We start from the raw sequence: 24,946 nt of genomic DNA, 5'->3' as shown, positions 1-24,946 counted from the left end.
GGCCAGATATGGAAGCCCTGTGAGGGGTGGAGTTGACTGGTACTAATAGGCCGAGGACTTGTCCATGGCTGCTTGCGTCCACTGTGCGGGTTCTGAGACCGCGACCTGTTCCCCCGTGTTCGGGGGCTGGTTTGATGTGAGGTTTCATCGTGTTTCGGTGGTCATGGCGGAGGGGAAACGCCCGGTTACATTTCGAACCCGGAAGCTAAGCTCTTCAGCGCCGATGGTACTGCATGGGGGACCGTGTGGGAGAGTAGGACGCCGCCGAACAAATCGTGAACGAGGCTGTGGTCTCCGGAATTCGTTCCGGAGACCACAGCCTTTTTTGTTCCCGTCACCGGCAGTTCACGTGGGACCTTCAGCATCGTCGCCATGGTGATGGGGACGAGGACACCGGCCGACACACTGCGGTCGAGGCTTGCGGAGCAGCGCATAGGCGTCGGGGACGAGGTCGTCGTGTCGGCCTACTGCACTGGTGAGATCGCGGCCGCGGTACGGAATGCCGGAGCGCTGCCGGTCTTCGCGGACATCGAACCGGCGAGTCTCTGCCTCGACCCGGCTTCCGCCGCCACCGTACTGAGTGAGCGGACCGCGGCCATAGTTCCCGTTCACCTCTTCGGCCACCCCGCGGACATGGTCTGTCTGCGTGCGCTGGCGCAGCAGCACGGCCTGAAGGTGATCGAGCCGGACGCCGGAGCGGCCGTGTCCTCGGTGGAGGCCGCACGGCGTCGGCAGCATGCGGAGTTCCTGAGCTCCCGGCTGACCGGCGTGGTCGTCCCGTTCGTGGCAGCCGGTGTACGGCATGTCTACGAGCAGTACGTGGTGCGGGTGCCGGGCAACGGGCGGCCCGACCGGGACGCCTTCAAGCAGGCGCTGCGGGCACGCGGGGTGGCGTGCCGGGTACCGGTGCGGACGCCGCTGCACCGGCTGCCGGAGTTTCGGACGGACGTGTGGCTGCCCGAGGCCGAGCGGGCGGCGGAGGAGTGCCTGGCGCTGCCGCTGGACGCCGCCATGTCCCGTCGTGAGCTGCAGCGGATCGTCTCGGCCTGCAACGCGCTGGGCGGACTGCTGGCGGAGCCCGCCTGCTGAGCGCGGGCACCTCAGCGCGGGCACCTCGGAGTTCTCCGGCGGAATCCCGGTCCGTGGGCGGGACGAACGCGTGGTCGGAAGGATCCCGCGAGTCGGGTATGATCTATCCCGCTGCTGGCCCCAATAGCTCAGTCGGCAGAGCGTCTCCATGGTAAGGAGAAGGTCTACGGTTCGATTCCGTATTGGGGCTCGGACAATCGGAAGGCCCCCGCCACACGGCGGGGGCCTTCGTTGCTTTCCTTTTCCGTTCTCGTCCGCGGTGTCACTCCGGGACGCGCATCGCGAGGATCGCCATGTCGTCGGAGGGGGCGTCCGCCGCGAAGCGTTCCACGGCGCGCATGATGCGCGCGGCGACGGCGCCCGCCGTCAGGCCCGTGCAGGTGGTGAGGACTTCCGCGAGGCCGTCGTCTCCCAGCATCCGGTCGCCCTCGCGGCGCTCGGTCACCCCGTCGGTGACGCACAGCAGGACATCGCCCGGGTCGAGGCTGACCGTCTCCTCGTAAAGTTCGAGGTCCTCCAGCACACCGAGCAGTGGCTGCGGCTCGGCGGCCGACTCGACGGTGCCGTTCTGCCGGAGCCGCAGCGGCAGCGGGTGTCCCGCGCAGACGACCTTGAGAGTGGCACCGCCCTGCGGGTTCGGCCACAGCTCGCCGTAGAGCAGGGTCAGGAAGCGGCTGCGGGCCCCCTCGTCGAGGATCGCGGCGTTGAGGCGCTCCAGCACGGCCGGGCCGCCGAGCCCCTCACGGGCCAGCAGCCGCAGTGCGTGGCGGGCGAGGCCGGTGACCGCCGCGGCCTCGGGACCGGTGCCGCAGACGTCGCCGATGGCGAAGCCGTACGCGCCGTCGCGGATGGGGAACAGGTCGTAGAAGTCGCCGCCGACCTCGTTGCCCTCGCCCGCGGCACGGTAGATGACCTCGACCTCGACACCGGGCACCTCGGGAAGTTCGGGCGGCAGCAGACTGCGCTGGAGGGACTGGCTGATGGCGGTCCGCTCGCTGTAGAGGCGGGCGTTGTCCAGGGCGAGGGCGGCCCGGCGGGAGAGGTCCTCGGCGAGCTCCAGGATCTCCTGGCGGAAGCGCTCGTCGGAGGGCTTGCCCAGCGTCAGCAGGCCGATGACGCGGTTGCGGGCCACCAGCGGCAGGACCACCGTCTCTCCGCCGACCGCGGAGGCGGTGGCGAGGGTGGTGCCGGTACCGCCGCCGGTGGAGCGGCTGCCGGACAGGCCGGTGTGGTCCAGACCCAGGCTGCGCAGGGAGGTGCGCAGCGCGGTGGAGTGCGCCGCGTCACCGGGGGCGCTCCACAGCCGGGCGCCCGGGGCGGGCACCGGGTCGGGCGGGGGGACCTTGGCCAGCAGCGCCTTGAGGCCGTCGATGCGTTCCTCGTCCTCGTGCAGGACGTATGACAGCTCGGGCTCGGTCTGCTGCTCGGCGATGGTGTAGACGGCGCACCAGGAGGCGAGGGTGGGAACCGTCATCTGGGCCATCAGGGCGAGCGTCTGGTCCCGGTCGAGAGTGCCGGCGAGCAGGTCGGAGGCCTCGACGAGGAAGGACAGCGAGCCGCGGCGCAGCCGCTCCAGCTCGGTCAGCCGCGCGGACTCCACGGCGAGCGCGATCCGGTCCGCGGCGAACTGCAGTCGCAGGGCCTCCTCGTTGGTGTACCGGCCGGGCGCCTCCGCGGAGACGCCGAGCGAGCCGGTCAGCCGCCCCTCGACCTTCAGCGGGACGGTGACGACCGAGCGCATGCCCGTGCCCTCCAGCAGCGGGACCGCACCGGGCACGGCGCTGAGGTCCTCGTGGACCGAGGGCATCCGGGCCGAGCCGTAGCGGCCGCTGCCCGCCTCGACGGGGACGCGGGCGAAGCGCTGGCGGGCGGCGGGCAGACCGGTGGTGGCGCGCACCTCCAGTTCGGTCTCGTCGTCGGTGGCCAGCAGGAGGAAGGCGGCGTCGCCGTCGAGCGTGTCGCGGGCGCGTTCGACGGTGCGCTGGAGGAGGCCGTCGAGGTCGTCCGGCGGCGGGGAGCCGATGAAGACGTCGAAGGAGTCGGTGCCGCCGCGTTCCCGGCGTTCGGCGGCGCCGGCGCTGTCGGAGGCCGCGCCGCGCGACGGGGACTGCAGCACCGCGCGCTCGTGGTCGCGCACCAGCAGGCAGACGGTGGAGGGTTCGCCGTCCGCGTCGCGGACGCGCAGATGGGAGGCGTAGACCGGGATGGTGCGGCCGTCGGCGCAGCGGATGCCGTACGAGCCCTCCCAGCGGGACATGGCCAGGGCCTCGGCGACGCCGGTGCCGGTGCCGGGGGTGTGGGGCCAGGCGGCCAGGTCGGTCAGCGGTTTTCCGGTGACCTGTTCCGCCGGGTAGCCGAACAGCTCACGGGCGTCGTCGTTCCAGGAGGAGACGGTGCCGCTCCGGTCGACCTGTACCACGGCGACGCGGACCCGGGTGTCGGTGACGGGCAGGACGCTGTCGGGGAGCACCGGCCCGGCGCTGCGGGTGCCGACCGGGCGTTCGGGGAGGTCGAGCCGGAACCAGACGCGTTTGTCGGTGGCGGTGTAGTCCACTCCCCAGCGGTCGGCGAGCGAGGCGCACAGCAGCAGGCCACGGCCTCCCTCGCGGTCGGGGTCGCCGTAGTGGTGGCCGAGATCCTGGACGGGCAGTCCCCGGTCCGGGTAGCGATCGACGACCTCGACACGCACACCGCTGTCCCCGTCGCGCAGACAGCGGACGTCGGCGGCGGTCCCGGCGTGGACGACGGCGTTGGTGACGAGTTCGCTGGTGAGGACGACGGCGTCGTCGACGATGTCGGCCAGTCCCCACCCCTGGAGGGTGTCGCGTACGAAGGCGCGGGCAGCCGCCACCGAGCGTCCGACCGGCTCGAAGGTAGCCGCAGCTCGCGCCGTGATCACTGTTCTCCCCATGGCTGTTCCGTCGCTGTTGCCGCCGCCCGCGCGCGCCGGTGTCACAGGTGCCCGCTGGGCGCCCACCGCCACCGCGGCCAGCCCCTGCCCGGCACTCGCCTCGTTCACCGCAGCGCCCCTCCGCATACCCGTCGTGATCACATAACCGTCACGGTCCTGGCCCCGGTGGACCGGGACGGATGGACAGCCGGATGCCAGGTTACTTACGTTCGCAGTGCGAGCGGGCCCCGGATGCGGGTGTTTCCCCCCTGAGGCGGTCGGTCGGCGGTGTGCGATGCTGCCGAACTGTTATCGCCTGGTTCCACCATGGTGAAACACTGGGAGCGCTCGATGTGAAATGCCCGGGCGGAACGTTCGACCCAGCGGGAGGAACACGGTGCAGTCTGGCGGAGCGGTGCGAGGTGCCAGCACGCGCACGAAAGGCGGACGATCCCGGGCCGACGGGACGGTCGAGGTGGACGCGGCCTCGGTCCGGCGGCTGCTGACCGCGCTCGAGGCGATGCGGGACGGGAACTTCCGCAAGCGCCTCACCGTCGCCGGCAGCGGTCCGATGGCCGAGATCGCGGCCGTGTTCAACGAGGTCGCGGAGCGGAACCTCCATCTGACCAGCGAGCTGGCCCGGGTGCGCCGGGTGGTCGGCCGGGACGGCAAGCTGACCGAGCGCCTGGAGACCGGTGCCTGCGAGGGGGCCTGGGAAGCGGCCATCGACGCGTCGAACGCGCTGGTGGACGATCTGGTGCGGCCGGTCTCCGAGGTCGGCCGGGTGCTGTCGGCGGTGGCCGAGGGCGATCTGGAGCAGCGGATGGACCTGCGGGTCCAGGGCCCGAACGGGACGACTCAGCCGCTGCGGGGCGAGTTCCTGAAGGTCGGGCGCACGGTCAACGGGCTGGTCGACCAGCTCTCGACGTTCACCGACGAGGTGACACGGGTCGCCAGCGAGGTCGGTACCGAGGGCAAGCTGGGCGGTCAGGCGCGGGTGCGCGGGATGTCCGGGTCCTGGAAGGACCTGACGGACTCCGTCAACACCATGGCCTCCCGGCTGACCGCCCAGGTCCGCGACATCGCGCTGGTGACGACCGCGGTCGCCAAGGGCGACCTGTCGCGCAAGGTCACGGTGCACGTGGCCGGGGAGATGCTGGAGCTGAAGAACACCGTCAACACGATGGTGGACCAGCTCTCGGCCTTCCAGTCCGAGGTGACGCGGGTGGCGCGCGAGGTGGGCACCGAGGGCGAGCTGGGCGGCCAGGCGCGGGTGCCGGGCGCCGGGGGAGTGTGGAAGGACCTGACGGACTCCGTCAACACGATGGCGGGCAATCTCACCTCCCAGGTGCGTGAGATCGCCCGGGTGACGACCGCCGTCGCGAACGGCGACCTGTCGCAGAAGGTCACGGTCAACGCACGCGGCGAGGTGGCCCAGCTCGCCGAGACCATCAACACGATGACCGAGACGCTGCGGACGTTCGCGGACGAGGTGACGCGGGCGGCCAGCGAGGTGGGTACCGAGGGTGTCCTCGGCGGCCAGGCGCAGGTGCCGGGCGCGTCGGGCACCTGGAAGGACCTGACGGACTCGGTGAACACCGCGTTCCGCAACCTCACGGCGCAGGTGCGGGACATCGCGCAGGTGACGACGGCGGTGGCGCGCGGAGATCTGTCGCAGAAGGTCACCGTGGACGTCTCCGGCGAGATGCTGGAGCTGAAGAACACCGTCAACACGATGGTGGACCAGCTCTCCGCCTTCGGCTCCGAGGTCACCCGGGTGGCCCGGGAGATCGGTGTGGAGGGCGAGCTGGGGGGCCAGGCGCAGGTGCCGGGCGCGGCGGGCACCTGGAAGGACCTGACGGACTCGGTGAACACCGCGTTCCGCAACCTCACCGGCCAGGTCCGCAACATCGCGCAGGTGACGACGGCGGTGGCGAACGGTGACCTGTCGCAGAAGGTCACCGTGGACGTCTCCGGCGAGATGCTCCAGCTGAAGAACACCGTCAACCGGATGGTCGACCAGCTCTCGGCCTTCGCGGAGCAGGTCACCAGGGTCGCCCGGGACGTGGGCACCGAGGGCCGGCTGGGCGGTCAGGCGCGGGTCGACGGCGTCTCCGGCACCTGGAAGGACCTGACGGACTCCGTCAACTCCATGGCGGGCAACCTCACCGCGCAGGTCCGCAGCATCGCGCAGGTGACGACGGCGGTGGCGCGCGGTGATCTGTCGCAGAAGATCGAGGTCGACGCCCGGGGCGAGATCCTGGAGCTGAAGAACACCCTGAACACGATGGTGGACCAGCTCTCCTCCTTCGCGGAGCAGGTGACCAGGGTCGCCCGTGAGGTGGGCACCGAGGGGCGGCTGGGGGGCCAGGCGCAGGTGCCCGGGGTGGCGGGCGTGTGGCGTGATCTGACCGACTCGGTCAACGGCATGGCCGGGAACCTCACCGGCCAGGTCCGCAACATCGCCCAGGTCGCCACCGCGGTGGCGCGCGGTGATCTGTCGCAGAAGATCGAGGTCGACGCCCGGGGCGAGATCCTGGAGCTGAAGAACACCCTGAACACGATGGTGGACCAGCTGTCCTCGTTCGCGGAGCAGGTGACCAGGGTGGCCCGTGAGGTGGGCACCGAGGGCATCCTGGGCGGCCAGGCGGAGGTGGAGGGGGTCTCCGGCACCTGGAAGGACCTCACCCAGTCCGTCAACGGCATGGCGAACAACCTGACCTCCCAGGTGCGCAACATCGCCGAGGTCACCACCGCGGTCGCCCGGGGCGACCTGTCGAAGAAGATCACCGTCGACGCCAAGGGCGAGATCCTCGCCCTGGTGACGACCGTGAACACGATGGTGGACCAGCTGTCCTCGTTCGCGGAGCAGGTCACCCGGGTGGCCCGCGAGGTGGGTACCGAGGGCATGCTCGGCGGCCAGGCGCACGTGCCGGGTGTCACGGGCATCTGGAAGGACCTGAGCGAGAACGTCAACCTGATGGCGTCGAACCTGACGAACCAGGTGCGCAACATCTCCCAGGTCGCGACGGCGGTCGCCAACGGCGACCTGACCAAGAAGGTGACCGTCGAGGCGAGCGGCGAGGTGGCCCAGCTCGCCGACGCCGTCAACACCATGGTGAAGACGCTGTCCTCGTTCGCCGAGCAGGTGACGCGAGTGGCGCGTGAGGTGGGTACGGAGGGCATCCTGGGCGGCCAGGCGCATGTGCCCGGGGTGTCGGGTACCTGGAAGGACCTGACGGAGTCCGTCAACTCGATGGCCTCCAACCTCACCGGCCAGGTCCGCAACATCGCCCAGGTCACCACCGCGATCGCCCGGGGTGACCTCACCAAGAAGATCGACATCGACGCGCGCGGCGAGATCCTGGAGCTGAAGACCACCATCAACACGATGGTGGACCAGCTCTCCTCGTTCGCGGAGCAGGTGACCAGGGTCGCCCGTGAGGTGGGCACCGAGGGGCGGCTGGGCGGTCAGGCGCGGGTCGACGGCGTCTCCGGCACCTGGAAGGACCTCACCGAGTCGGTGAACGAGATGGCGGGCAACCTCACCGCCCAGGTCCGCAGCATCGCCGGGGTGGCCGCCGCGGTGACCCGGGGCGACCACAACGTGAAGATCGACGTGGACGCCGCGGGCGAGATCCTGGCGCTCCAGGACAACATCAACACCATGATCGCCACCCTGCGCGAGACCACGCTCGCCAACCAGGAGCAGGACTGGCTCAAGGGCAACCTCGCCCGTATCTCCGGTCTGATGCAGGGCCGCCGCGACCTGGCGGACGTGGCGCGGTTGATCATGAGCGAGCTGACCCCGGTGGTCTCCGCCCAGCACGGCGCCTTCTTCGTGGCCGCCCCCACCGGCGCGAACCAGGAGGTCGGGGTCGGAGCGGGTGAGGACGGCGCGTACGAGCTGCGGATGATCGGCGGCTACGGCTACTCCCAGAGCACCATGCCCACCATGTTCCGGCCGGGCGAGTCCCTGGTGGGGACCGCGGCGGAGGAGAAGCGCACGATCCTGGTCGAGCACGCCCCGCCCGGCTACCTGAAGATCTCCTCCGGACTCGGCGAGGCACCGCCCGCCAACGTGGTCGTGCTGCCGCTGCTGTTCGAGGGCAGTGTGCTCGGCGTCATCGAACTGGCCTCCTTCCAGCCCTTCAACCAGATCCAGAAGGACTTCCTGAACCAGATCGCCGAGATGATCGCCACCAGCGTCAACACCATCAGCGTCAACACCAAGACGGAGGTGCTGCTGCGGCAGTCGCAGGAGCTGGCCGAGCAGCTCCAGGAGCGCTCCGTGGAGCTGGAGAGCCGGCAGAAGGCGCTGGAGGACTCCAACCAGGAGCTGGAGGAGAAGGCTGCGCTGCTGGCCAAGACCAACCGCGACATCGAGATCAAGAACTCCGAGATCGAGGACGCCCGGCAGGTCCTGGAGGAGCGTGCCGAGCAGCTCGCGGTCTCGATGCGCTACAAGTCCGAGTTCCTGGCGAACATGTCGCACGAGCTGCGGACCCCGCTGAACTCGCTGCTCATCCTGGCCAAGCTGCTGGCCGACAACGCGGAGGGCAACCTGACGCCCAAACAGGTGGAGTTCGCCGAGACGATCCACGGTGCGGGTTCCGACCTGCTCCAGCTGATCAACGACATCCTGGACCTGTCGAAGGTCGAGGCGGGCAAGATGGATGTCAGCCCGACCCGCATCGCGCTGGTCCAGCTCGTGGACTACGTCGAGGCGACCTTCCGGCCGCTCACCGCGGAGAAGGGGCTCGACTTCTCGGTGCGGGTCTCGCCGGAGCTGCCTCCGACCCTCCACACCGACGAGCAGCGGCTGCTCCAGGTGCTGCGCAACCTGCTGTCGAACGCGGTGAAGTTCACCGACGGCGGTGCCGTGGAGCTGGTGATCCGCTCGGCCGGGTCGGACGTGCCGGAGGCGATCCGCGACCAGATGCTGGAGCACGGCTCGCTGCGCGACCCCGACTCCGAGCTGATCGCCTTCTCGGTGACCGACACCGGCATCGGGATCGCGCAGAGCAAGATGCGGGTGATCTTCGAGGCGTTCAAGCAGGCGGACGGCACGACCAGCCGCAAGTACGGTGGTACGGGGCTGGGGCTGTCCATCAGCCGGGAGATCGCGCGGCTGCTCGGCGGCGAGATCCACGCGGTCAGCGAGCCGGGCCGAGGCTCGACCTTCACCCTCTACCTGCCTCTGCCCCCGGTCGACCAGGCCTCCGCGGGCCACCCGCAGTCCGGTGCCCCGGAGACCGACCGGACGGTCGGGGCCGAGTCCGGTGCCGGGGAGGACACGGGCCGGGAGACGGACCACGCGCTGGACGTACCCGCCGCGGAACGCGCCGCGGCGGCACTCGCCTCCCGCCGCCGTATGCTTCCCCTGCCGATGCCGGGGAAGCGGCCGACGCGGCAGGAGACGGAGCGCGGTGAGCGCGGTGATTCCGGGGAGCCCGGCGCCGGGCCCGCCTGGCAGCAGGACAACGGCCGGCAGCCGGCCCGGGAGCGTCCGGTCCGCGCCTTCGGTGGTGAGAAGGTGCTCATCGTCGACGACGACATCCGCAACGTCTTCGCGCTCACCAGCGTGCTGGAGCAGAACGGCCTGCAGGTGCTCTACGCCGAGAACGGGCGCGAGGGCATCGAGATGCTGGAGCAGCACGACGACGTGGCGGTCGTCCTGATGGACATCATGATGCCGGAGATGGACGGATACGCCACGACCACGGCGATCCGGCGGATGCCGCAGTTCGCCGGACTGCCGATCATCGCCCTGACCGCGAAGGCGATGAAGGGGGACCGGGAGAAGAGCATCCAGGCCGGGGCGTCGGACTACGTCACCAAACCGGTGGACACCGATCACCTGCTGTCGGTCATGGCGCAGTGGATGGGGGCGGAGTGATGTGCGATGGTTCCGGGGGCACGGGACGTGCGGCGGGCCGGAGAGCATTACGTGTGAAGTGCTGCAATCGGGGAACCTTCGGACCGCCCGCGGCGTTCTGGCTGCGTGCACAGTGACATCTCGGTGACAGGGTGTGGTGGGCCACGAGGTGGGGCTACCATGACCGGCACAAGGGCGGGCGGCGTAAAAGAGTCGTTCCCGGTGGTGGCGTCGAGGACGCTGCCCGGGCGAGGAGGACGGGCCATGGTGCAGAAGGCCAAGATCCTCCTGGTCGATGACCGGCCGGAGAATCTGCTGGCGCTGGAGGCGATCCTCTCCGCGCTGGATCAGACGCTGGTGCGGGCATCGTCAGGGGAGGAGGCGCTGAAGGCGCTGCTCACGGACGACTTCGCGGTCATCCTGCTGGACGTGCAGATGCCGGGCATGGACGGTTTCGAGACCGCGGCCCACATCAAGCGGCGCGAGCGTACCCGGGACATCCCCATCATCTTCCTGACCGCGATCAACCACGGTCCGCACCACACCTTCCGCGGCTACGCGGCCGGTGCCGTGGACTACATCTCCAAGCCGTTCGACCCGTGGGTGCTGCGGGCGAAGGTCTCGGTCTTCGTCGAGCTGTACATGAAGAACGTCCAACTGCGCGAGCAGGCCGAGTTGCTGCGGCTGCAGACGGAGGGCCGGGGCGCGGACGGAGACGGCGGCGGGGGATCGTCCTCGGGCGTGCTGGCCGAACTCTCCGCGCGGCTGGCGGCGGTGGAGGAGCAGGCCGAGGCGCTCTCCAAGCACCTGGACGACTCCGCGGACGCCGCGGCGGTCGCCACGGCCGCCCACCTGGAGCGCAAACTCTCCGGTCTGCGGCGGGCGCTCGACGCTCTGGAGCCGGGCAGCGGCGGCCGGCCGGCCTCGCTTCCCTCGCAGAACTGACCACCGTCCGTCCGGCGGCCTCCCGGTCGGCCGCCGCGTTCTGACGGGGTGTCGGGTGCGCCGCACCGGTCGCGCCCGTACCATCCGCCACTTCGGTCCGTGTCTTGGCGGGCTGTCACGGGTAACCTCGGCACCATGGCCTCACGTACGTCCGGCAAGGCCGCCAAGAAGGCGCCCGCGAAGAAGGCCGCTGCCAGGAAGGCCCCGGCATCGAGGCCCTCCGCGCCGGGGAAGCCCCCGGCGAGACGGGCGGCGGCGAAGAAGGCGGCGCCCAAGGCGCCCCCGAAGCCCGCGCCGTCACCCACGAACGGCGTCTACCGCCTGGTCAGGGCCCTGTGGCTCGGTCTCGCGCATGCTGTCGGCGCCCTGCTGCGGGGCATAGGCCGCGGAGCCAGAGGCCTGGACCCCGCACACCGCAAGGACGGACTCGCCCTGCTGCTGCTCGGCATCGCCCTGGTGGTCGCGGCCGGCACCTGGTCCAATCTGCAGGGTCCGGTCGGCGAGCTGGTCGGGATGCTGGTCACCGGCGCTTTCGGCCGTCTCGACCTGGTGGTCCCGATACTGCTGGGCGCCGTCGCCGTACGGTTGATGCGGCATCCCGAGAAGCCCGAGGCCAACGGGCGCATCGTCATCGGGCTCTCGGCCCTGGCCGTCGGCGTCCTGGGCCTGGTGCACATCGCCTGCGGCTCACCCGGACGAGGCGGGGACACCGGGGCGGTGCGCGACGCGGGCGGCCTGATCGGCTGGGCCGCCTCCAAACCGCTGGTCCTCACCGTCAGCGAAGTTCTGGCGGTGCCCCTGCTGTTGCTGCTCACCGTCTTCGGGCTGCTCGTCGTCACCGCGACCCCCGTCAACGCCATTCCGCAGCGGCTGAGGCAGTTGGGCATACGCCTCGGCCTGGTGGCGGCGGACGATCCGGCGGCCGGCGGTCACGAGGAGTTCCCCGACGACGAGCCCCGGCCCGTCCGGCCGCGGCGGGCGAACCTCCGCAAGGACGCCGACGACGCCTTCCAGGCCGAGAAGCGGGCACTGGACGGCCGCCGCTCCCGCCGTACCGCCCCGGACGGTTCCCGGGACTCCCGGGGCGCCGTGGACCTGGCCGCCGCCGCGGCCGCCCAGCTGGAGGGCGCCGTCCTGCACGGGGTGCAGCCCTCGCCGCTGGTCGCCGACCTCAGCAACGGGGTCCGCACGGAGCGGGACGAGCACGAGCGCACCGGCACCGCGCCGGCCGGACCGGCCGCTCCGCAGGCGCCGGCCGCTCCGGCCGTCCCGGAGGCCGGGGGCCGGAAGCAGTCGGCGGCGGGCGGCGCCGTACCGGACCTGACCAGGACGCCGCCCCCCGAGCCCGCCGACGCCCTGCCGCCGCGCGCCGAACAGCTCCAGCTGTCGGGGGACGTCACCTACGCGCTGCCGTCGCTGGACCTGCTGGAACGCGGCGGCCCGGGACGCACCCGCAGCGCCGCGAACGACGCGGTCGTCGCGTCACTGACCACGGTGTTCGCGGAGTTCAAGGTGGATGCCGCCGTCACCGGCTTCACCCGCGGGCCGACGGTCACCCGCTACGAGATCGAGCTCGGCCCGGCGGTCAAGGTCGAGAAGATCACCGCGCTGGCCAAGAACATCGCCTACGCCGTCGCCAGCCCGGATGTGCGGATCATCAGTCCCATTCCGGGGAAGTCGGCGGTCGGTATCGAGATTCCCAACACCGACCGCGAGATGGTCAAGCTCGGTGACGTGCTGCGGTTGGCCGACGCGGCGGGTGACGAGCATCCGATGCTGGTCGGGCTCGGGAAGGACGTCGAGGGGGGCTACGTCACCGCCAATCTGGCGAAGATGCCGCACATCCTGGTCGCGGGCGCCACCGGGTCCGGAAAGTCCTCCTGCATCAACTGCCTGATCACCTCGGTGATGGTGCGCGCCACTCCCGAGGACGTCCGGATGGTGCTGGTGGACCCCAAGCGGGTCGAGCTGACCGCGTACGAGGGCATCCCGCACCTGATCACCCCGATCATCACCAACCCGAAGAAGGCCGCCGAGGCCCTGCAGTGGGTCGTGCGCGAGATGGACCTGCGCTACGACGACCTGGCCGCCTACGGCTTCCGGCACATCGACGACTTCAACGCGGCGGTGCGGTCCGGCAAGGTGACGGCGGCCGAGGGCAGCGAGCGGGAGCTCGCCCCCTACCCGTACCTGCTGGTGATCGTGGACGAGCTGGCCGACCTGATGATGGTCGCGCCGCGCGACGTCGAGGACGCGATCGTGCGGATCACCCAGCTCGCCCGTGCCGCGGGAATCCATCTGGTGCTGGCCACCCAGCGCCCCTCCGTCGATGTCGTCACCGGCCTGATCAAGGCGAACGTGCCCTCCCGGCTCGCCTTCGCCACCTCCTCGCTCGCCGACAGCCGGGTCATTCTCGACCAGGCGGGTGCCGAGAAGCTGATCGGCAAGGGCGACGGCCTGTTCCTGCCGATGGGGGCGGGCAAGCCCACCCGTATGCAGGGCGCCTATGTCACCGAGGAGGAGGTCGAGGGCATCGTCGCGCACTGCAAGAAGCAGATGGCCCCGGTCTTCCGTGACGACGTCGTCGCCGGACAGAGCAGGAAGAAGGAGATCGACGAGGAGATCGGTGACGATCTCGACCTGCTGTGCCAGGCGGCCGAGCTGGTGGTCAACACGCAGTTCGGTTCCACCTCGATGCTCCAGCGGAAGCTGCGGGTCGGGTTCGCCAAGGCGGGCCGGCTGATGGATCTCATGGAGTCGCGCGGAGTGGTGGGCCCGAGCGAGGGGTCGAAGGCCAGGGACGTACTGGTCAAGCCCGACGAACTGGACGAGGTGCTGGCGATGATCCGGGGAGAGGATCACCCGCAGGGGTGAGAGGGGCAACCATTTCTCCTGGCAAGGCGTCAATCGGGGGGAAGATCGGGGCATGTGGCCGCCGGCGGGCGGGCAAGCCCATCCCTATGGCGGACAGACTCCTCCCGCCCGCTTGCCCGACCCTTCAGCACCCCCTTTAGACTGAGTACCCAGCAGGTGGCTCACGCTCGAAAGGCGCCCTCGTGTCCATCGGCAACTCCTCCCCAGAAGACCGGCCTTCCGTCGGTCAGGCGATTCAGCAGGCCCGTATCGACGCACGGCTGACGGTCGACGAAGTCAGTACCGCCACCCGTATCCGCGTCCCGATCGTGCACGCCATCGAGCAGGACGACTTCTCCCGGTGCGGGGGCGACGTCTACGCCCGGGGGCATCTCCGCACCCTGGCCAAGGTCGTCGGTCTCGATCCGGAGGAGCTGCTGGCGCGGTACGACGCCGAACACGGCGGGCGCCCGGAGCCGACCCCGGCGGCCACCCTCTTCGAGGCGGAGCGCATCCGTCCCGAGCCGTCCCGCCCCAACTGGACCGCGGCCATGGTCGCGGCGATCGTGGCGGTGGTCGGCTTCGTCGGCTTCACCCTGTTCACCGGCGACGACGACGCGGAGCGTCCTCCGACCGCCCGGCAGGAGGTCCCCGAACCCACCGGGACCACGGATCCGGCCAAGCCCGCCGACCGCAAGCCGGCCCCGGGCCCGACCGAGTCCGACAGCGCCATCGCCGCCGCCCCGGCGGACAAGGTCACGGTCAAGCTGGTGGCCGAGGACGGACAGAGCTGGTTCTCCGCCGAGGGCCACGACGGACGGCTGCTGGAGGAGAACGTCCTCAAGGACGGCGAGTCGCGGACCTTCACCGACGACGAGCAGATCAACCTGGTCCTCGGCAACGCGGGCGCGGTCACCCTCTATGTCAACGGCAAGGAGGTCGGCAGGGCCGGCGAGAACGGTCAGGTGCAGCGGGTCAGCTACACCAAGGGCGATCCCGAGCAGGGCTGAGCGGCGGGACGGAGGAACCCTGCGGGCGGGGGGCGTGACCGGGACGAAGTAGGCTGAGGCCATGCCTGAACGCCGTACCGTCGCACTCGTCACCCTTGGCTGCGCCCGTAACGAGGTGGACTCGGAGGAGCTCGCGGGCCGTCTGGCGGCGGACGGCTGGGAACTCGTCGAGGACGCCGCCGACGCGGACGTCGCCGTCGTCAACACCTGCGGTTTCGTCGAGGCCGCCAAGAAGGACTCCGTCGACGCCCTGCTGGAGGCGAACGACCTCAAGACGGCCGCGTCCGAGGCGGGCGGCCGCACCAGGGCCGTGGTCGCCGTCGGCTGCATGGCGGAGCGCTACGGCAAGGAGCTCGCCGAGGCGCTGCCCGAGGCCGACGGAGTGCTCGGCTTCGACGACTACACCGACATCTCCGAGCGGCTGCAGACCATCCTCGCCGGAGGGTCGCACGTTCCGCACACCCCTCGTGACCGGCGCAGACTGCTGCCGATCAGTCCGGCCGAGCGGCAGGGCGCCGATGTCGCACTGCCCGGACACGGCGCGGTGCCCGCGCCCCCCGCCGACCTGCCCGACGGGCTGGCCCCGGCCTCCGGACCGCGGGCGCCGCTGCGGCGCAGGCTGGGCAGCAGCCCGGTCGCCTCGGTGAAGCTGGCCTCGGGCTGCGACCGGCGGTGCTCGTTCTGCGCCATCCCCTCCTTCCGCGGGTCCTTCGTCTCCCGCCGTCCCTCCGACGTGCTGACCGAGACCCGGTGGCTGGCCGGGCAGGGGGTGAAGGAGATCATGCTGGTCTCCGAGAACAACACCTCCTACGGCAAGGACCTCGGCGACATCCGGCTGCTGGAGACACTGCTGCCCGAGCTCGCCGCCGTGGACGGCGTCGAGCGGATCCGGGTCAGCTACCTGCAGCCCGCCGAGCTGCGCCCCGGCCTGATCGACGTCCTGACCGGGACCGAGAAGGTCGCCCCCTACTTCGACCTGTCCTTCCAGCACTCGGCCCCGGGCGTACTGCGCGCCATGCGCCGCTTCGGCGACACCGAGCGCTTCCTGGAACTGCTCCGGACCATCCGCGCCGGGGCGCCGCAGGCGGGCGTCCGGTCGAACTTCATCGTGGGCTTCCCCGGTGAGACCGAGGCGGACCTGGCCGAGCTGGAGCGTTTTCTGACCGAGGCGAGGCTGGATGCGATCGGTGTCTTCGGGTACTCGGACGAGGAAGGTACCGAAGCGGCGACCTACGAGGACAAGACCGACCCGGAGACGGTGGCCGAGCGGCTGGACCGCGTCTCCCGGCTGGCCGAGGAGCTGACCGCGCAGCGCGCGGAGGAGCGCGTCGGCGAGACCGTACGGGTGCTGGTCGAGTCGGTGGACGAGGAGGACGGGCCGGTCGGACGAGGGGAGCACCAGGCACCCGAGACCGATGGGCAGGTGTTCCTCACCGGCCAGGGCGCCTCCTCGGGGTTCTCCGTGGGACAACTGGTCGAAGCGAAGGTGGTGGCGAGCGAGGGTGTGGATCTCGTTGCCGAGCCGTTCCCGGACGTCGTCCGGGGGCGCCCCCGGAATGAGGAGGCGGGTACTGCATGACGGACATCCCGGCCTCTGCGGCGAGGGGCGGAACAACGGCGGGACCGGAGAGGGCGGCCGCCCGCAAGGCGGGTCTGTGGAACATCGCCAACATCCTCACGATGATCCGGCTGCTGCTGGTGCCGGGCTTCGTGTTCCTGATGCTCGCCGACGGCGGGCACGATCCGGCCTGGCGCTCCTTCGCCTGGGCGGCCTTCACCGTCGCCATGATCACGGACCTTTTCGACGGAGAGCTGGCCAGGCGGTACAACCTGGTCACGGACTTCGGCAAGATCGCCGATCCGATCGCGGACAAGGCGATCATGGGCGCGGCGCTGATCTGCCTCTCGGCGCTCTCCGACCTGCCCTGGTGGGTGACGGTGGTGATCCTCCTCCGGGAACTCGGCATCACGCTGATGCGCTTCTGGGTGATCCGGCACGGTGTCATCCCGGCCAGCCGCGGCGGAAAACTGAAGACCCTCGCCCAGGGAATCGCGGTGGGCATGTACATCCTGGCGCTGACCGGGCCGCTGGCCACCCTGCGCTGGTGGGTGATGGCCCTGGCCGTGGTCCTGACGGTGGGCACCGGTCTGGACTACGTACGGCAGGCCGTGGTCCTGCGGCGGGCCGGGACGGCGGCGGAGGACGGCCATGAGTGACGAGCGCGCCGGAATCGTCGAGTCCCCCGAGACCCCCGAGTCCCCCGAGGCGCCCGAGACCGTCGGGGACACCGGGGAGACCGCACAGGCCCTGAAGCTGCTCGCCGACCGCGGCCAGACCGTCGCCGCCGCCGAGTCGCTCACCGGCGGGCTGGTCGCCGCCGAGCTGACGGCCGCCCCCGGCGCCTCGGCGACCGTCCGCGGTTCGGTGACCGCCTACGCCACCGAGGTCAAGCACCGGGTGCTGGGCGTGGACGCGGACCTGCTGGCGGAGCGGGGCGCGGTCGACCCCGAGGTGGCCCGCCAGATGGCGGCCGGCGTACGGCGGGTGCTGGGCACGGACTGGGGCCTGGCGACGACCGGGGTCGCGGGTCCCGAGCCGCAGGACGGACAGCCGGTCGGCAGGGTCCATGTGGCGGTCGCCGGTCCGGACACCGCACCCGTGGCGCTTTCCCTGGACCTGGAAGGGGACCGGGCGGGAATCCGGGCCGGGAGCGTATGCGCGGTGATCCGGCTGTTCTTGAGCGAACTTGTGGAAAATGCGGCGACAAAGGATACGGAACACAGTGGGGGGAATGGATGTTTGCAGCCCTGAGTGAACACAGCATCGCTCCCCGCACGGCCGCGGTTGTAGGCGGTACGGTGGGGCATGAAGGATCCGGGTCAGCGGTCCTAGGAGGGAGCCACCGATGATTCTGCTCCGTCGCCTGCTGGGTGACGTGCTGCGTCGGCAGCGCCAGCGCCAGGGCCGTACCCTGCGCGAAGTCTCCTCATCCGCCCGGGTTTCGCTCGGCTACCTCTCGGAGGTCGAGCGGGGGCAGAAGGAGGCTTCCTCCGAACTGCTCGCGTCGATCTGCGAGGCGTTGGACGTGCGGATGTCCGAGCTGATGCGGGAGGTCAGTGACGAACTGGCGCTCGCGGAGCTGGCGCAGTCCGCGGCGAGCGACACGGTGCCCGCGCCGATGCGCCGCCCCGTTCTCAACCCGGTGTCCGTGACGTCGGTCACGGGCCGCCCGGAGGAGCGGGTGACCATCAAGGCGCCCACGGAAGCCGTCGACGTCGTCGCCGCCTGACCGGCGCGCACTGAGCACACGCCGGAACAAACCGCCATGGGCCCGGCCCGGTCGAGAAGACCGGGCCGGGCCCATGGCGGTCCGTGCTCTCCCGTGTGCCGGATCCGGCGGGCGGGCAGCGGGCGGCACGTGGGCACAGTCCCGGCAAGGGGTGGCAAGGGCTGGCGAGGGGTACGGACAGGTGCCGTTCCACGCGGTCCGCGGTGGCGCGCGGAACGGCACGGCGGGGGCCGTCCCGCGGTGTCCCCCGGGCGGTCAGCGGGAGGACGGGGCCGGGGCGGGCCCCGTCTGGCAGCCCGGGCACCAGTACGCCAGACGCTGCCCGTCGGACGGGTCGGGCAGCCGGCTGCGGACGGTGGTGCCGCAGCGCAGACACGGACTCCCCGCACGGCCGTACACCCACAGACCGCTGCTCCGGCCGGGGACACCACCGGTGGTGACGCGCCGGGGCCGGTCCTTGTTGACCTCCAGCAGCTTCCTGGCCAGGGCGGGCAGGCGCTCGGGGGAGGGAAGCACGCCGATCGGAAGCCAGGGGCCGGCCCGTACCAGGAAGCACAGCTCCGCCGCGAAGACGTTCCCGATCCCGGCCAGGTTGCGCTGGTCGAGCAGCGCCTCGGCGAGCGGTCGGCCGGGGTCGGAGAGCAGCCGCCGCAGTGCCTCGGCCGGGTCCCAGTCGGGGCCGAGGAGATCCGGGCCGAGATGGCCCACCACCCGGTCCTCCTCGGTGGTGCGCAGCAGTTCCAGGACGGGGAGGCGGTAGCCCACGGCGGTCCGCGCCGCGGTGGCCAGGACGGCGCGGATCTGGTGTCCCGGGCCGCCGCGCCACCGCCCACCGGCGGCATAGGTGCGCCAGGCGCCGTCCATCCGCAGATGGGAGTGGAGCGTCAGGCCACCCTCGAAGCGGGTCAGGAGGTGCTTGCCGCGCGGGAGGGTCTCCAGCACCTCGCGGCCGGCCAGATCGGTGGTGGCCAGCCGGGGCACCCGTAGATCGCAGTGGACCAGTGGGGCTCCCGACAGCGCGCGGTGCAGCTGCCGGGCCGTGCGCCAGACGGTGTCCCCCTCGGGCATGGGAAGAGCTCTCCCTCCTCGTCCTCGTCCGCGGGCCACCGGGCCGGACGTACGGCCGCGGCGTATGCCCGCCGCTCCCACTGTGGCACGCCGCCTGCCGCCCCGGCCCGCCGGCGGACGTCAGGCGCGCAGCCGCAGCCCGCGCGGGGTGGCGTGGAAGCCCGCCGCCTCCAGGGCGCGGCCGAGCGGTGAGCCCAGTACGGGGGAGCCGTTGGCACGCTCCACGGTGACGGTGCCCAGCACCCCCCGGTGGGCGGCACCGGCCAGCGCCTCGACCGCGGCGTCCAGCGACGGGCCCCCGTCCCGCCAGGCCAGCAGCGTCCTGCCGCCCCGCTCCAGGTAGAGGACCAGCTCGCCGTCGACCAGGACCACCAGGGAACCCGCCTTGCGGCCCGGTTTGTGGGCAGTGCTCCGGCCGCCCGCCGTGCCTTCGGCGGACGGCGGCTCGGGCCAGGGCAGCGCGGCACCGTAGGCGTTGGCCGGGTCGGCGGCGGCGAGCACGACGGCGCGCGGCCGGGCGCCCGCCGGCTTCTCGCGGGCCGCGGCGATCGCGCGCAGCCGGTCCACCGCGCCGTCCACGGCGAACTGCGCGGCGCCCAGGCCCTCCACCACATAGCCGCGCCGGGCCTGGCCGCTCTCCTCGAAGACCGACAGCACGCGGTACGCGGCCGAGAAACCGCCCTCCACCCCCTCGGCGGCGACCGCCCCCCGGGTGACCACCCCGTGCCGGTCCAGCAGGGTGCGGGCCAGGGCATGGGCGCGGAGAGTGGGGTCGTCCTCCCGCTCGGACAGCAGCGACCAGCGGCCCGCCACGGTCGGCGGGCCGCTCCGGGAGGCGGTGGGACGGCGGGCGGAGAGGGAGGCCGACGAAGCCGGGGAGGACAGCGCCGTCAGGGTGCCGTACCGGCCCCGGGGGGTGCTCCGCCTGGCGCGGTGCGCCGTGGCCCCGGCGGTGCGGCCGGAACCGAGCAGGGCGCGCAGCGGGGCGAGAGTGTCGTTGGTGAGGTGCCCGGACCAGGCCAGCTCCCACAGGACCTCGGCCAGTTCCGGGTCGGGCGCCTGGTGGCCGGCGGCGCGGACCCGCTCGGCGATCTGCCGGAAGAACAGCCCGTACCCGCCCGAGAGCGTGTCCAGCACGGCCCCGTGGAGCTCGCCCGTCTCCAGCGGGTGCGGGGGCGGCAGCAGCAGGGGAGCTGCGTCGGCGAGCAGGAGGCGGACCCAGCCGTCCTTGCCGGGCAGCGCGCCCGCGCCCGCCCAGACCACCTCTCCGGTGGCGGTCAGCTCGTCCAGCATCGCCGGGTGGTAGCCGGTGACCCGGGAAGGCAGTACCAGCTTCTCCAGGGCGGAGGCCGGCACGGGCGCGCCCTGGAGCTGCTCGACGGCGCGCAGCAGTCCGTCCGCGCCGCGCAGACCGCCCGTGCCCGGCTGCTCGCCCAGCTGCTGCCACTGGGGGAGGAAGGCGGCGAGCGCCGCGGGCGGCACCGGTTCCAGCTCCTGGCGCAGCGCAGCCAGGGACCGGCGGCGCAACCTCCGCAGCACACCGGCGTCGCACCACTCCTGCTCGGTGCCGGAGGGATGGAACTCGCCCTGGACCAGCCGGCCGGCGGCCGCCAGCCGGTGCAGCGCGCCGTCGGCGACGGCGCTGCCCAGCCCGAAGCGCCCGGCGGCCCGGGACGTGGTGAACGGGCCGCGGGTGCGGGCGTAACGGGCCAGCAGATCGCCCAGCGGATCGGGGACGGGCTCGGTGAACGCCTCCGGCACGCCGACGGGCAGTGCCGCGCCGAGGGCGTCGCGCAGCCGTCCGGCGTCCTCGATCGCCGCCCAGTGCTCCCGGCCCGCGATACGGATCTCGATGGCGCGGCGGGCCCGGGCCAGCTCCCGTACCCACTCCGGCTCGGCACCTCGTCCGGCCAGTTCGGCGTCGGTGAGCGGGCCCAGGACGCGCAGCGCGTCGGCGACGCCCTCGGCGTCCTTGATCCGGCGGACCCCGCCGTCCGCCCCCGTCCCTCCCGCCGCGGGGAGCCACTGCAGCTCGCGCTCCAGTTCGGCCAGCACCTCCGGATCGAGCAGCTCGCGCAGCTCGGCCCGGCCCAGCAGCTCGGCCAGCAGCCGGGAGTCCAGCGACAGCGCGGCGGCCCGGCGCTCGGCGAGCGGCGAGTCGCCCTCGTAGAGGTACTGCGCCACATAGCCGAACAACAGGGAGCGGGCGAACGGGGACGGCTCGGGCGTGGTGACCTCCACCAGACGCACCCGGCGCGCCTCGACGTCCCCCATCAGCTCGGTGAGCCCGGGGACGTCGAAGACGTCCTGCAGACACTCGCGCACGGCCTCCAGGACGATGGGGAAGGAACCGAACTCGCTGGTCACCTCCAGCAGCTGGGCGGCGCGCTGCCGCTGCTGCCACAGCGGGGTGCGCCTGCCGGGATCGCGGCGGGGGAGCAGCAGGGCGCGGGCGGCGCACTCGCGGAACCGCGCGGCGAACAGGGCCGAGCCGCCGACCCGGTCGGTGACGATCCGCTCCACCTCGTCCCGGTCGAACAGGACGTCGGCGGCGCCGACCGGCGGCTGGTCGGGGTCGGCGGGGCCCTGGCCCGTACCGGCACCTGCCCCGGCACCGGGCGCCGTGCCGAAACCGCCGCCCGGTCCGTCGCCGGGGCCGTCGCCGAATCCCTCCCCGAAGGCGTCGTCGAGGCCGAAGCCCGCCAGGTCGGCGTCGGGCAGGCGCAGCACCAGGCCGTCGTCGGCGTGCATCACCTGCGCGTCCAGACCGAACCGCTCGGTCAGCCGCGCCCCCAGCGCCAGCGCCCAGGGGGCGTGCACCTGGGCGCCGAAGGGGGAGTGGACCACGATCCGCCAGTCGCCCAGCTCGTCGCGGAAGCGCTCCACGACGATCGTGCGGTCGTCGGGGACGTGCCCGCAGGCCTCGCGCTGCTCGCCGAGGTAGGCCAGGACGTTGTCGGCGGCCCACTCGTCCAGCCCGGCCGCGGCCAGCCGCTCACGGGCGGCCCCGGCGGACAGGCCGCCGATCTCGCGCAGGAACGCGCCCAGCGCCCGGCCCAGTTCCAGCGGGCGGCCGAGCTGGTCGCCCTTCCAGAACGGCAGCCGGCCCGGGACCCCGGGCGCCGGGGTGACCAGGACGCGGTCGCGGGTGATGTCCTCGATGCGCCAGCTCGTGGTGCCCAGGGTGAACACGTCGCCCACCCGGGACTCGTAGACCATCTCCTCGTCCAGCTCCCCGACCCGGCCGCCGCCCTTCTTCGGGTCGGCACCGGCGAGGAAGACGCCGAACAGCCCGCGGTCGGGGATCGTCCCGCCCGAGGTGACCGCCAGCCGCTGGGCCCCGGGGCGCCCGGCGACGGTGTGGGCGACCCGGTCCCAGACCAGGCGCGGGCGCAGCTCGGCGAAGGCGTCGGACGGATACCGCCCGGCGAGCATGTCCAGTACGGCGGTGTACGCCGACTCCGGCAGCGAGGCGAAGGGTGCGGCGCGCCGCACCACCACCAGCAGCTCGTCCACGTCCCAGGTGTCCAGGGCGGTCATGGCGACGAGCTGCTGGGCCAGGACGTCCAGCGGGTTGGCGGGCACCCGCAGGGACTCGATGGCCCCCTCACGCATCCGCTCGGTGACCACCGCCGCCTGCACCAGATCGCCCCGGTACTTGGGGAGGACCACCCCGGAGGAGACCGCGCCCACCTGGTGCCCGGCGCGGCCCACCCGCTGCAGCCCGGAGGCGACCGAGGGCGGGGACTCCACCTGGACCACCAGATCCACCGCGCCCATGTCGATGCCCAGCTCCAGGCTGGAGGTGGCCACCACGGCGGGCAGCCGGCCCGCCTTGAGGTCCTCCTCCACCTGGGCCCGCTGCTCCTTGGAGACCGAGCCGTGGTGGGCGCGGGCCAGCACCGGCGGCGCGCCTCCGGCGGACCCCGCACCCCCCATCAGCTCGGCCGGGGAGTGGTCCTCGGGGAGCGGCTCGCCGGTGGCCCGCTCGTACGCGATCTCGTTCAGCCGGTTGCACAGCCGCTCGGCCAGCCGCCGGGAGTTGACGAACACGATCGTCGAGCGGTGGGCCTGGACCAGGTCGGCGATGCGCTCCTCGACCGACGGCCAGATCGACGGCCGGTCGCCCTGCCCGCCGGGGCCCTCGCCGCCCGCCTCCCGCGCCGGGGAGCCGCCCAGCTCGCCCATGTCCGGCACGGGCACCACCACCGACAGGTCGAACTCCTTCTGCGCGGCCGGCTGCACGATCCGCGCCCCGCGCCGGGGCGAGAGGAAGCGCGCCACCTCGTCCACCGGCCGGACCGTCGCCGACAGGCCGATCCGCCGGGCCGGGCGGTCCAGCAGCTCGTCCAGCCGCTCCAGGGAGAGCGCCAGATGGGCGCCGCGCTTCGTCCCGGCCACGGCGTGCACCTCGTCCAGGATCACCGTCCCGATCCCGCGCAGGGCGTCGCGGGTGGCGGAGGTGAGCATCAGGAACAGCGACTCGGGTGTGGTGATCAGGATGTCCGGCGGGCGCCGGGCCAGCGCGCGGCGCTCGGCGGCCGGGGTGTCGCCGGAGCGGATGCCGACCCGGATGTCGGGCTCGGGCAGGCCCAGCCGCACCGACTCCTGCCGGATACCGGTCAGCGGGCTGCGCAGATTGCGCTCCACGTCCACCGCCAGCGCCTTCAGCGGTGAGACGTACAGCACCCGGCAGCGCCGGACCGGGTCGGCGGGCGGGGGCGCGGCGGCCAGCCGGTCCAGGGCGGCCAGGAAGGCGGCCAGCGTCTTGCCGGAGCCGGTCGGGGCGACGGCCAGCACGTCCCGCTCCTCGGCGATCGCCCGCCAGGTGCCCTCCTGGGCGGCGGTGGGCGCGTGGAACGCCCCCGCGAACCACGCCCGGGTCGCGGGGGAGAACATGTCGAGAGCCGGTGCCCGGTCCATGGGGTCCATCCTGCACCCGCCCTCTGACAGCGCCGCGCACCCCCGCAGAATGGGAGCCATGGGCACACAGGAGTGGGCGCGGCACTGGCGGTACGAGCGGCTGCCGGACACCGACCTGCTCCGCGCCCGCTACGTCCGGCACACCTTTCCGCCGCACGCCCACGGCGGCTACGTGCTCGCCGCCGTCACCGGCGGGGTGGAGGAGGTCGGGCTGCCGGAGGGCACCGTACGGGCCGGGCCGGGCTCCGTCGTCATGATCAATCCCGAGGTGGCGCACACCGCGCGGGCCGGGGTGCCGGAGGGCTGGGCCTACGCCACGCTCTACCCGTCGGCCGGTACGGTCGCCGCCATCGCCGCCGGGACCACCGGCCTGCGGGGCACCGCGGGGTTCACCGAGTCCCTGGCGCACGATCCGTACGCCGCGCGGCTGATCACCGAGGTGCACCGGGAGGCCGAGCAGGGTGATGCCCTGGCCGCCGACATCCTGCTGCGGGTGGTCGTCACCCGGCTGCTGCGGCGGTACGGCGGCCCGCTCCCGTCCCGCCCGGTCCGTACGGCGGGCGTGGGCACCGCAGTGCGCGCCCGCGAGATCCTCCTGGCGCGGATGACGGATCCGCCCACCCTGGAACGGCTCGCCGCGGAGCTGGACACCGGCCCGTTCGCCCTGCTGCGCGCCTTCCGGGAGCGGTACGGCATGCCGCCGCACACCTGGCTCACCAGCGCCCGGGTCCGGCGGGCCCGGCGGCTGCTGGAGGAGGGGGTGCCGCCCGCCGAGGTGGCCGGTGCCGTCGGCTTCACCGACCAGCCGCACCTGGGGCGGCACTTCCGCCGGATCGTCGGGGTGCCCCCCGGCGCCTACCAGCGGGAACGCGCAAGAACGTACAAGACCGCGCGGGAGCGGCGTCCGTAGTATCGCTCCGTGCCAGAGCAGAACAGGATCAATCGGAAGATCCCGGACACGCCGGATGCCGTCGCGGGAGCGGCGGGCGACGCCGTGCGG

The 24,946-nt window shown here is 72.4% G+C and carries 13 protein-coding genes, 1 tRNA gene and 1 rRNA gene; 12 read left to right on the top strand and 3 right to left on the bottom strand.

What is annotated here, in order from left to right; translation table 11 throughout:
• The first annotated feature begins 153 nt into the window (after window positions 1–153).
• The 3 genes from rrf (at window position 154) to CUT44_RS00545 (ending at window position 1,279) form a co-directional block, all read left to right on the top strand.
• A 5S ribosomal RNA gene (gene rrf / locus CUT44_RS00555) occupies window positions 154–270 on the top strand.
• 102 nt (window positions 271–372) lie between these two features.
• Window positions 373–1,089, top strand: a complete 717-nt coding sequence (locus tag CUT44_RS00550) for a DegT/DnrJ/EryC1/StrS family aminotransferase (protein ID WP_332888242.1) — start codon at window positions 373–375, stop codon at window positions 1,087–1,089.
• A 117-nt stretch (window positions 1,090–1,206) separates the two neighbouring features.
• Window positions 1,207–1,279 (top strand) — tRNA-Thr (locus CUT44_RS00545).
• Between the two features lie 72 nt (window positions 1,280–1,351).
• Here CUT44_RS00545 and CUT44_RS00540 read toward each other — a convergent pair.
• Window positions 1,352–4,000, bottom strand: a complete 2,649-nt coding sequence (locus CUT44_RS00540) for a SpoIIE family protein phosphatase (protein WP_100200094.1) — start codon at window positions 3,998–4,000, stop codon at window positions 1,352–1,354.
• Window positions 4,001–4,376: 376 nt separating this feature from the next.
• Between CUT44_RS00540 and CUT44_RS00535 the strand changes: the two genes are divergently transcribed.
• The 8 genes from CUT44_RS00535 to CUT44_RS00500 all read left to right on the top strand — a co-directional run bounded on the left by CUT44_RS00535 (window position 4,377) and on the right by CUT44_RS00500 (window position 17,955).
• Window positions 4,377–9,878 carry a HAMP domain-containing protein gene (locus CUT44_RS00535; protein WP_233221037.1) on the top strand — a complete coding sequence of 1,834 codons (5,502 nt, stop codon included), beginning with the start codon at window positions 4,377–4,379 and terminating at the stop codon, window positions 9,876–9,878.
• Between the two features lie 243 nt (window positions 9,879–10,121).
• Window positions 10,122–10,802 (top strand): response regulator, encoded by a 681-nt coding sequence (locus tag CUT44_RS00530; RefSeq protein ID WP_100200084.1) that lies wholly within the window; start codon window positions 10,122–10,124, stop codon window positions 10,800–10,802.
• A 135-nt stretch (window positions 10,803–10,937) separates the two neighbouring features.
• Window positions 10,938–13,676 (top strand): DNA translocase FtsK, encoded by a 2,739-nt coding sequence (locus CUT44_RS00525; RefSeq protein WP_100200083.1) that lies wholly within the window; start codon window positions 10,938–10,940, stop codon window positions 13,674–13,676.
• Between the two features lie 182 nt (window positions 13,677–13,858).
• Window positions 13,859–14,665 (top strand): helix-turn-helix domain-containing protein, encoded by an 807-nt coding sequence (locus CUT44_RS00520; protein WP_100200082.1) that lies wholly within the window; start codon window positions 13,859–13,861, stop codon window positions 14,663–14,665.
• Window positions 14,666–14,726: 61 nt separating this feature from the next.
• On the top strand, window positions 14,727–16,244 hold the full coding sequence (rimO, locus tag CUT44_RS00515; protein WP_100200081.1) for a 30S ribosomal protein S12 methylthiotransferase RimO: 1,518 nt from the start codon (window positions 14,727–14,729) through the stop codon (window positions 16,242–16,244).
• On the top strand, window positions 16,241–16,882 hold the full coding sequence (pgsA, locus tag CUT44_RS00510) for a CDP-diacylglycerol--glycerol-3-phosphate 3-phosphatidyltransferase (protein ID WP_100200080.1): 642 nt from the start codon (window positions 16,241–16,243) through the stop codon (window positions 16,880–16,882). The genes rimO and pgsA overlap by 4 nt, the downstream gene beginning before the upstream one ends.
• Entirely contained in the window at window positions 16,875–17,477 is a 603-nt protein-coding gene (locus CUT44_RS00505) for a CinA family protein (protein ID WP_100200079.1), read from the top strand. Before pgsA ends, CUT44_RS00505 begins: the two co-directional genes overlap by 8 nt.
• A 94-nt stretch (window positions 17,478–17,571) precedes the next feature.
• On the top strand, window positions 17,572–17,955 hold the full coding sequence (locus tag CUT44_RS00500) for a helix-turn-helix domain-containing protein (RefSeq protein ID WP_100200078.1): 384 nt from the start codon (window positions 17,572–17,574) through the stop codon (window positions 17,953–17,955).
• A 255-nt stretch (window positions 17,956–18,210) separates the two neighbouring features.
• Here the strand turns inward: CUT44_RS00500 and CUT44_RS00495 are convergent, their stop codons facing one another.
• Together CUT44_RS00495 and CUT44_RS00490 are read right to left on the bottom strand one after the other, a co-directional pair.
• Window positions 18,211–19,023, bottom strand: a complete 813-nt coding sequence (locus tag CUT44_RS00495) for a DNA-formamidopyrimidine glycosylase family protein (protein WP_100200077.1) — start codon at window positions 19,021–19,023, stop codon at window positions 18,211–18,213.
• A gap of 120 nt (window positions 19,024–19,143) precedes the next feature.
• Window positions 19,144–23,946, bottom strand: coding sequence for an Lhr family helicase (locus CUT44_RS00490; protein ID WP_199185523.1), 4,803 nt, complete (start codon window positions 23,944–23,946; stop codon window positions 19,144–19,146).
• A 49-nt stretch (window positions 23,947–23,995) separates the two neighbouring features.
• Between CUT44_RS00490 and CUT44_RS00485 the strand changes: the two genes are divergently transcribed.
• Entirely contained in the window at window positions 23,996–24,856 is an 861-nt protein-coding gene (locus tag CUT44_RS00485; protein ID WP_100200075.1) for an AraC family transcriptional regulator, read from the top strand.
• Window positions 24,857–24,946 lie beyond the last annotated feature (90 nt).

The sequence above is a fragment of the Streptomyces carminius genome (assembly GCF_002794255.1).
GTDB classification, from domain to species: domain Bacteria; phylum Actinomycetota; class Actinomycetes; order Streptomycetales; family Streptomycetaceae; genus Streptomyces; species Streptomyces carminius.
The sequence above is the reverse complement of the archived record's forward strand: the minus strand, read 5'-3'. Positions and strand labels throughout refer to the sequence as shown.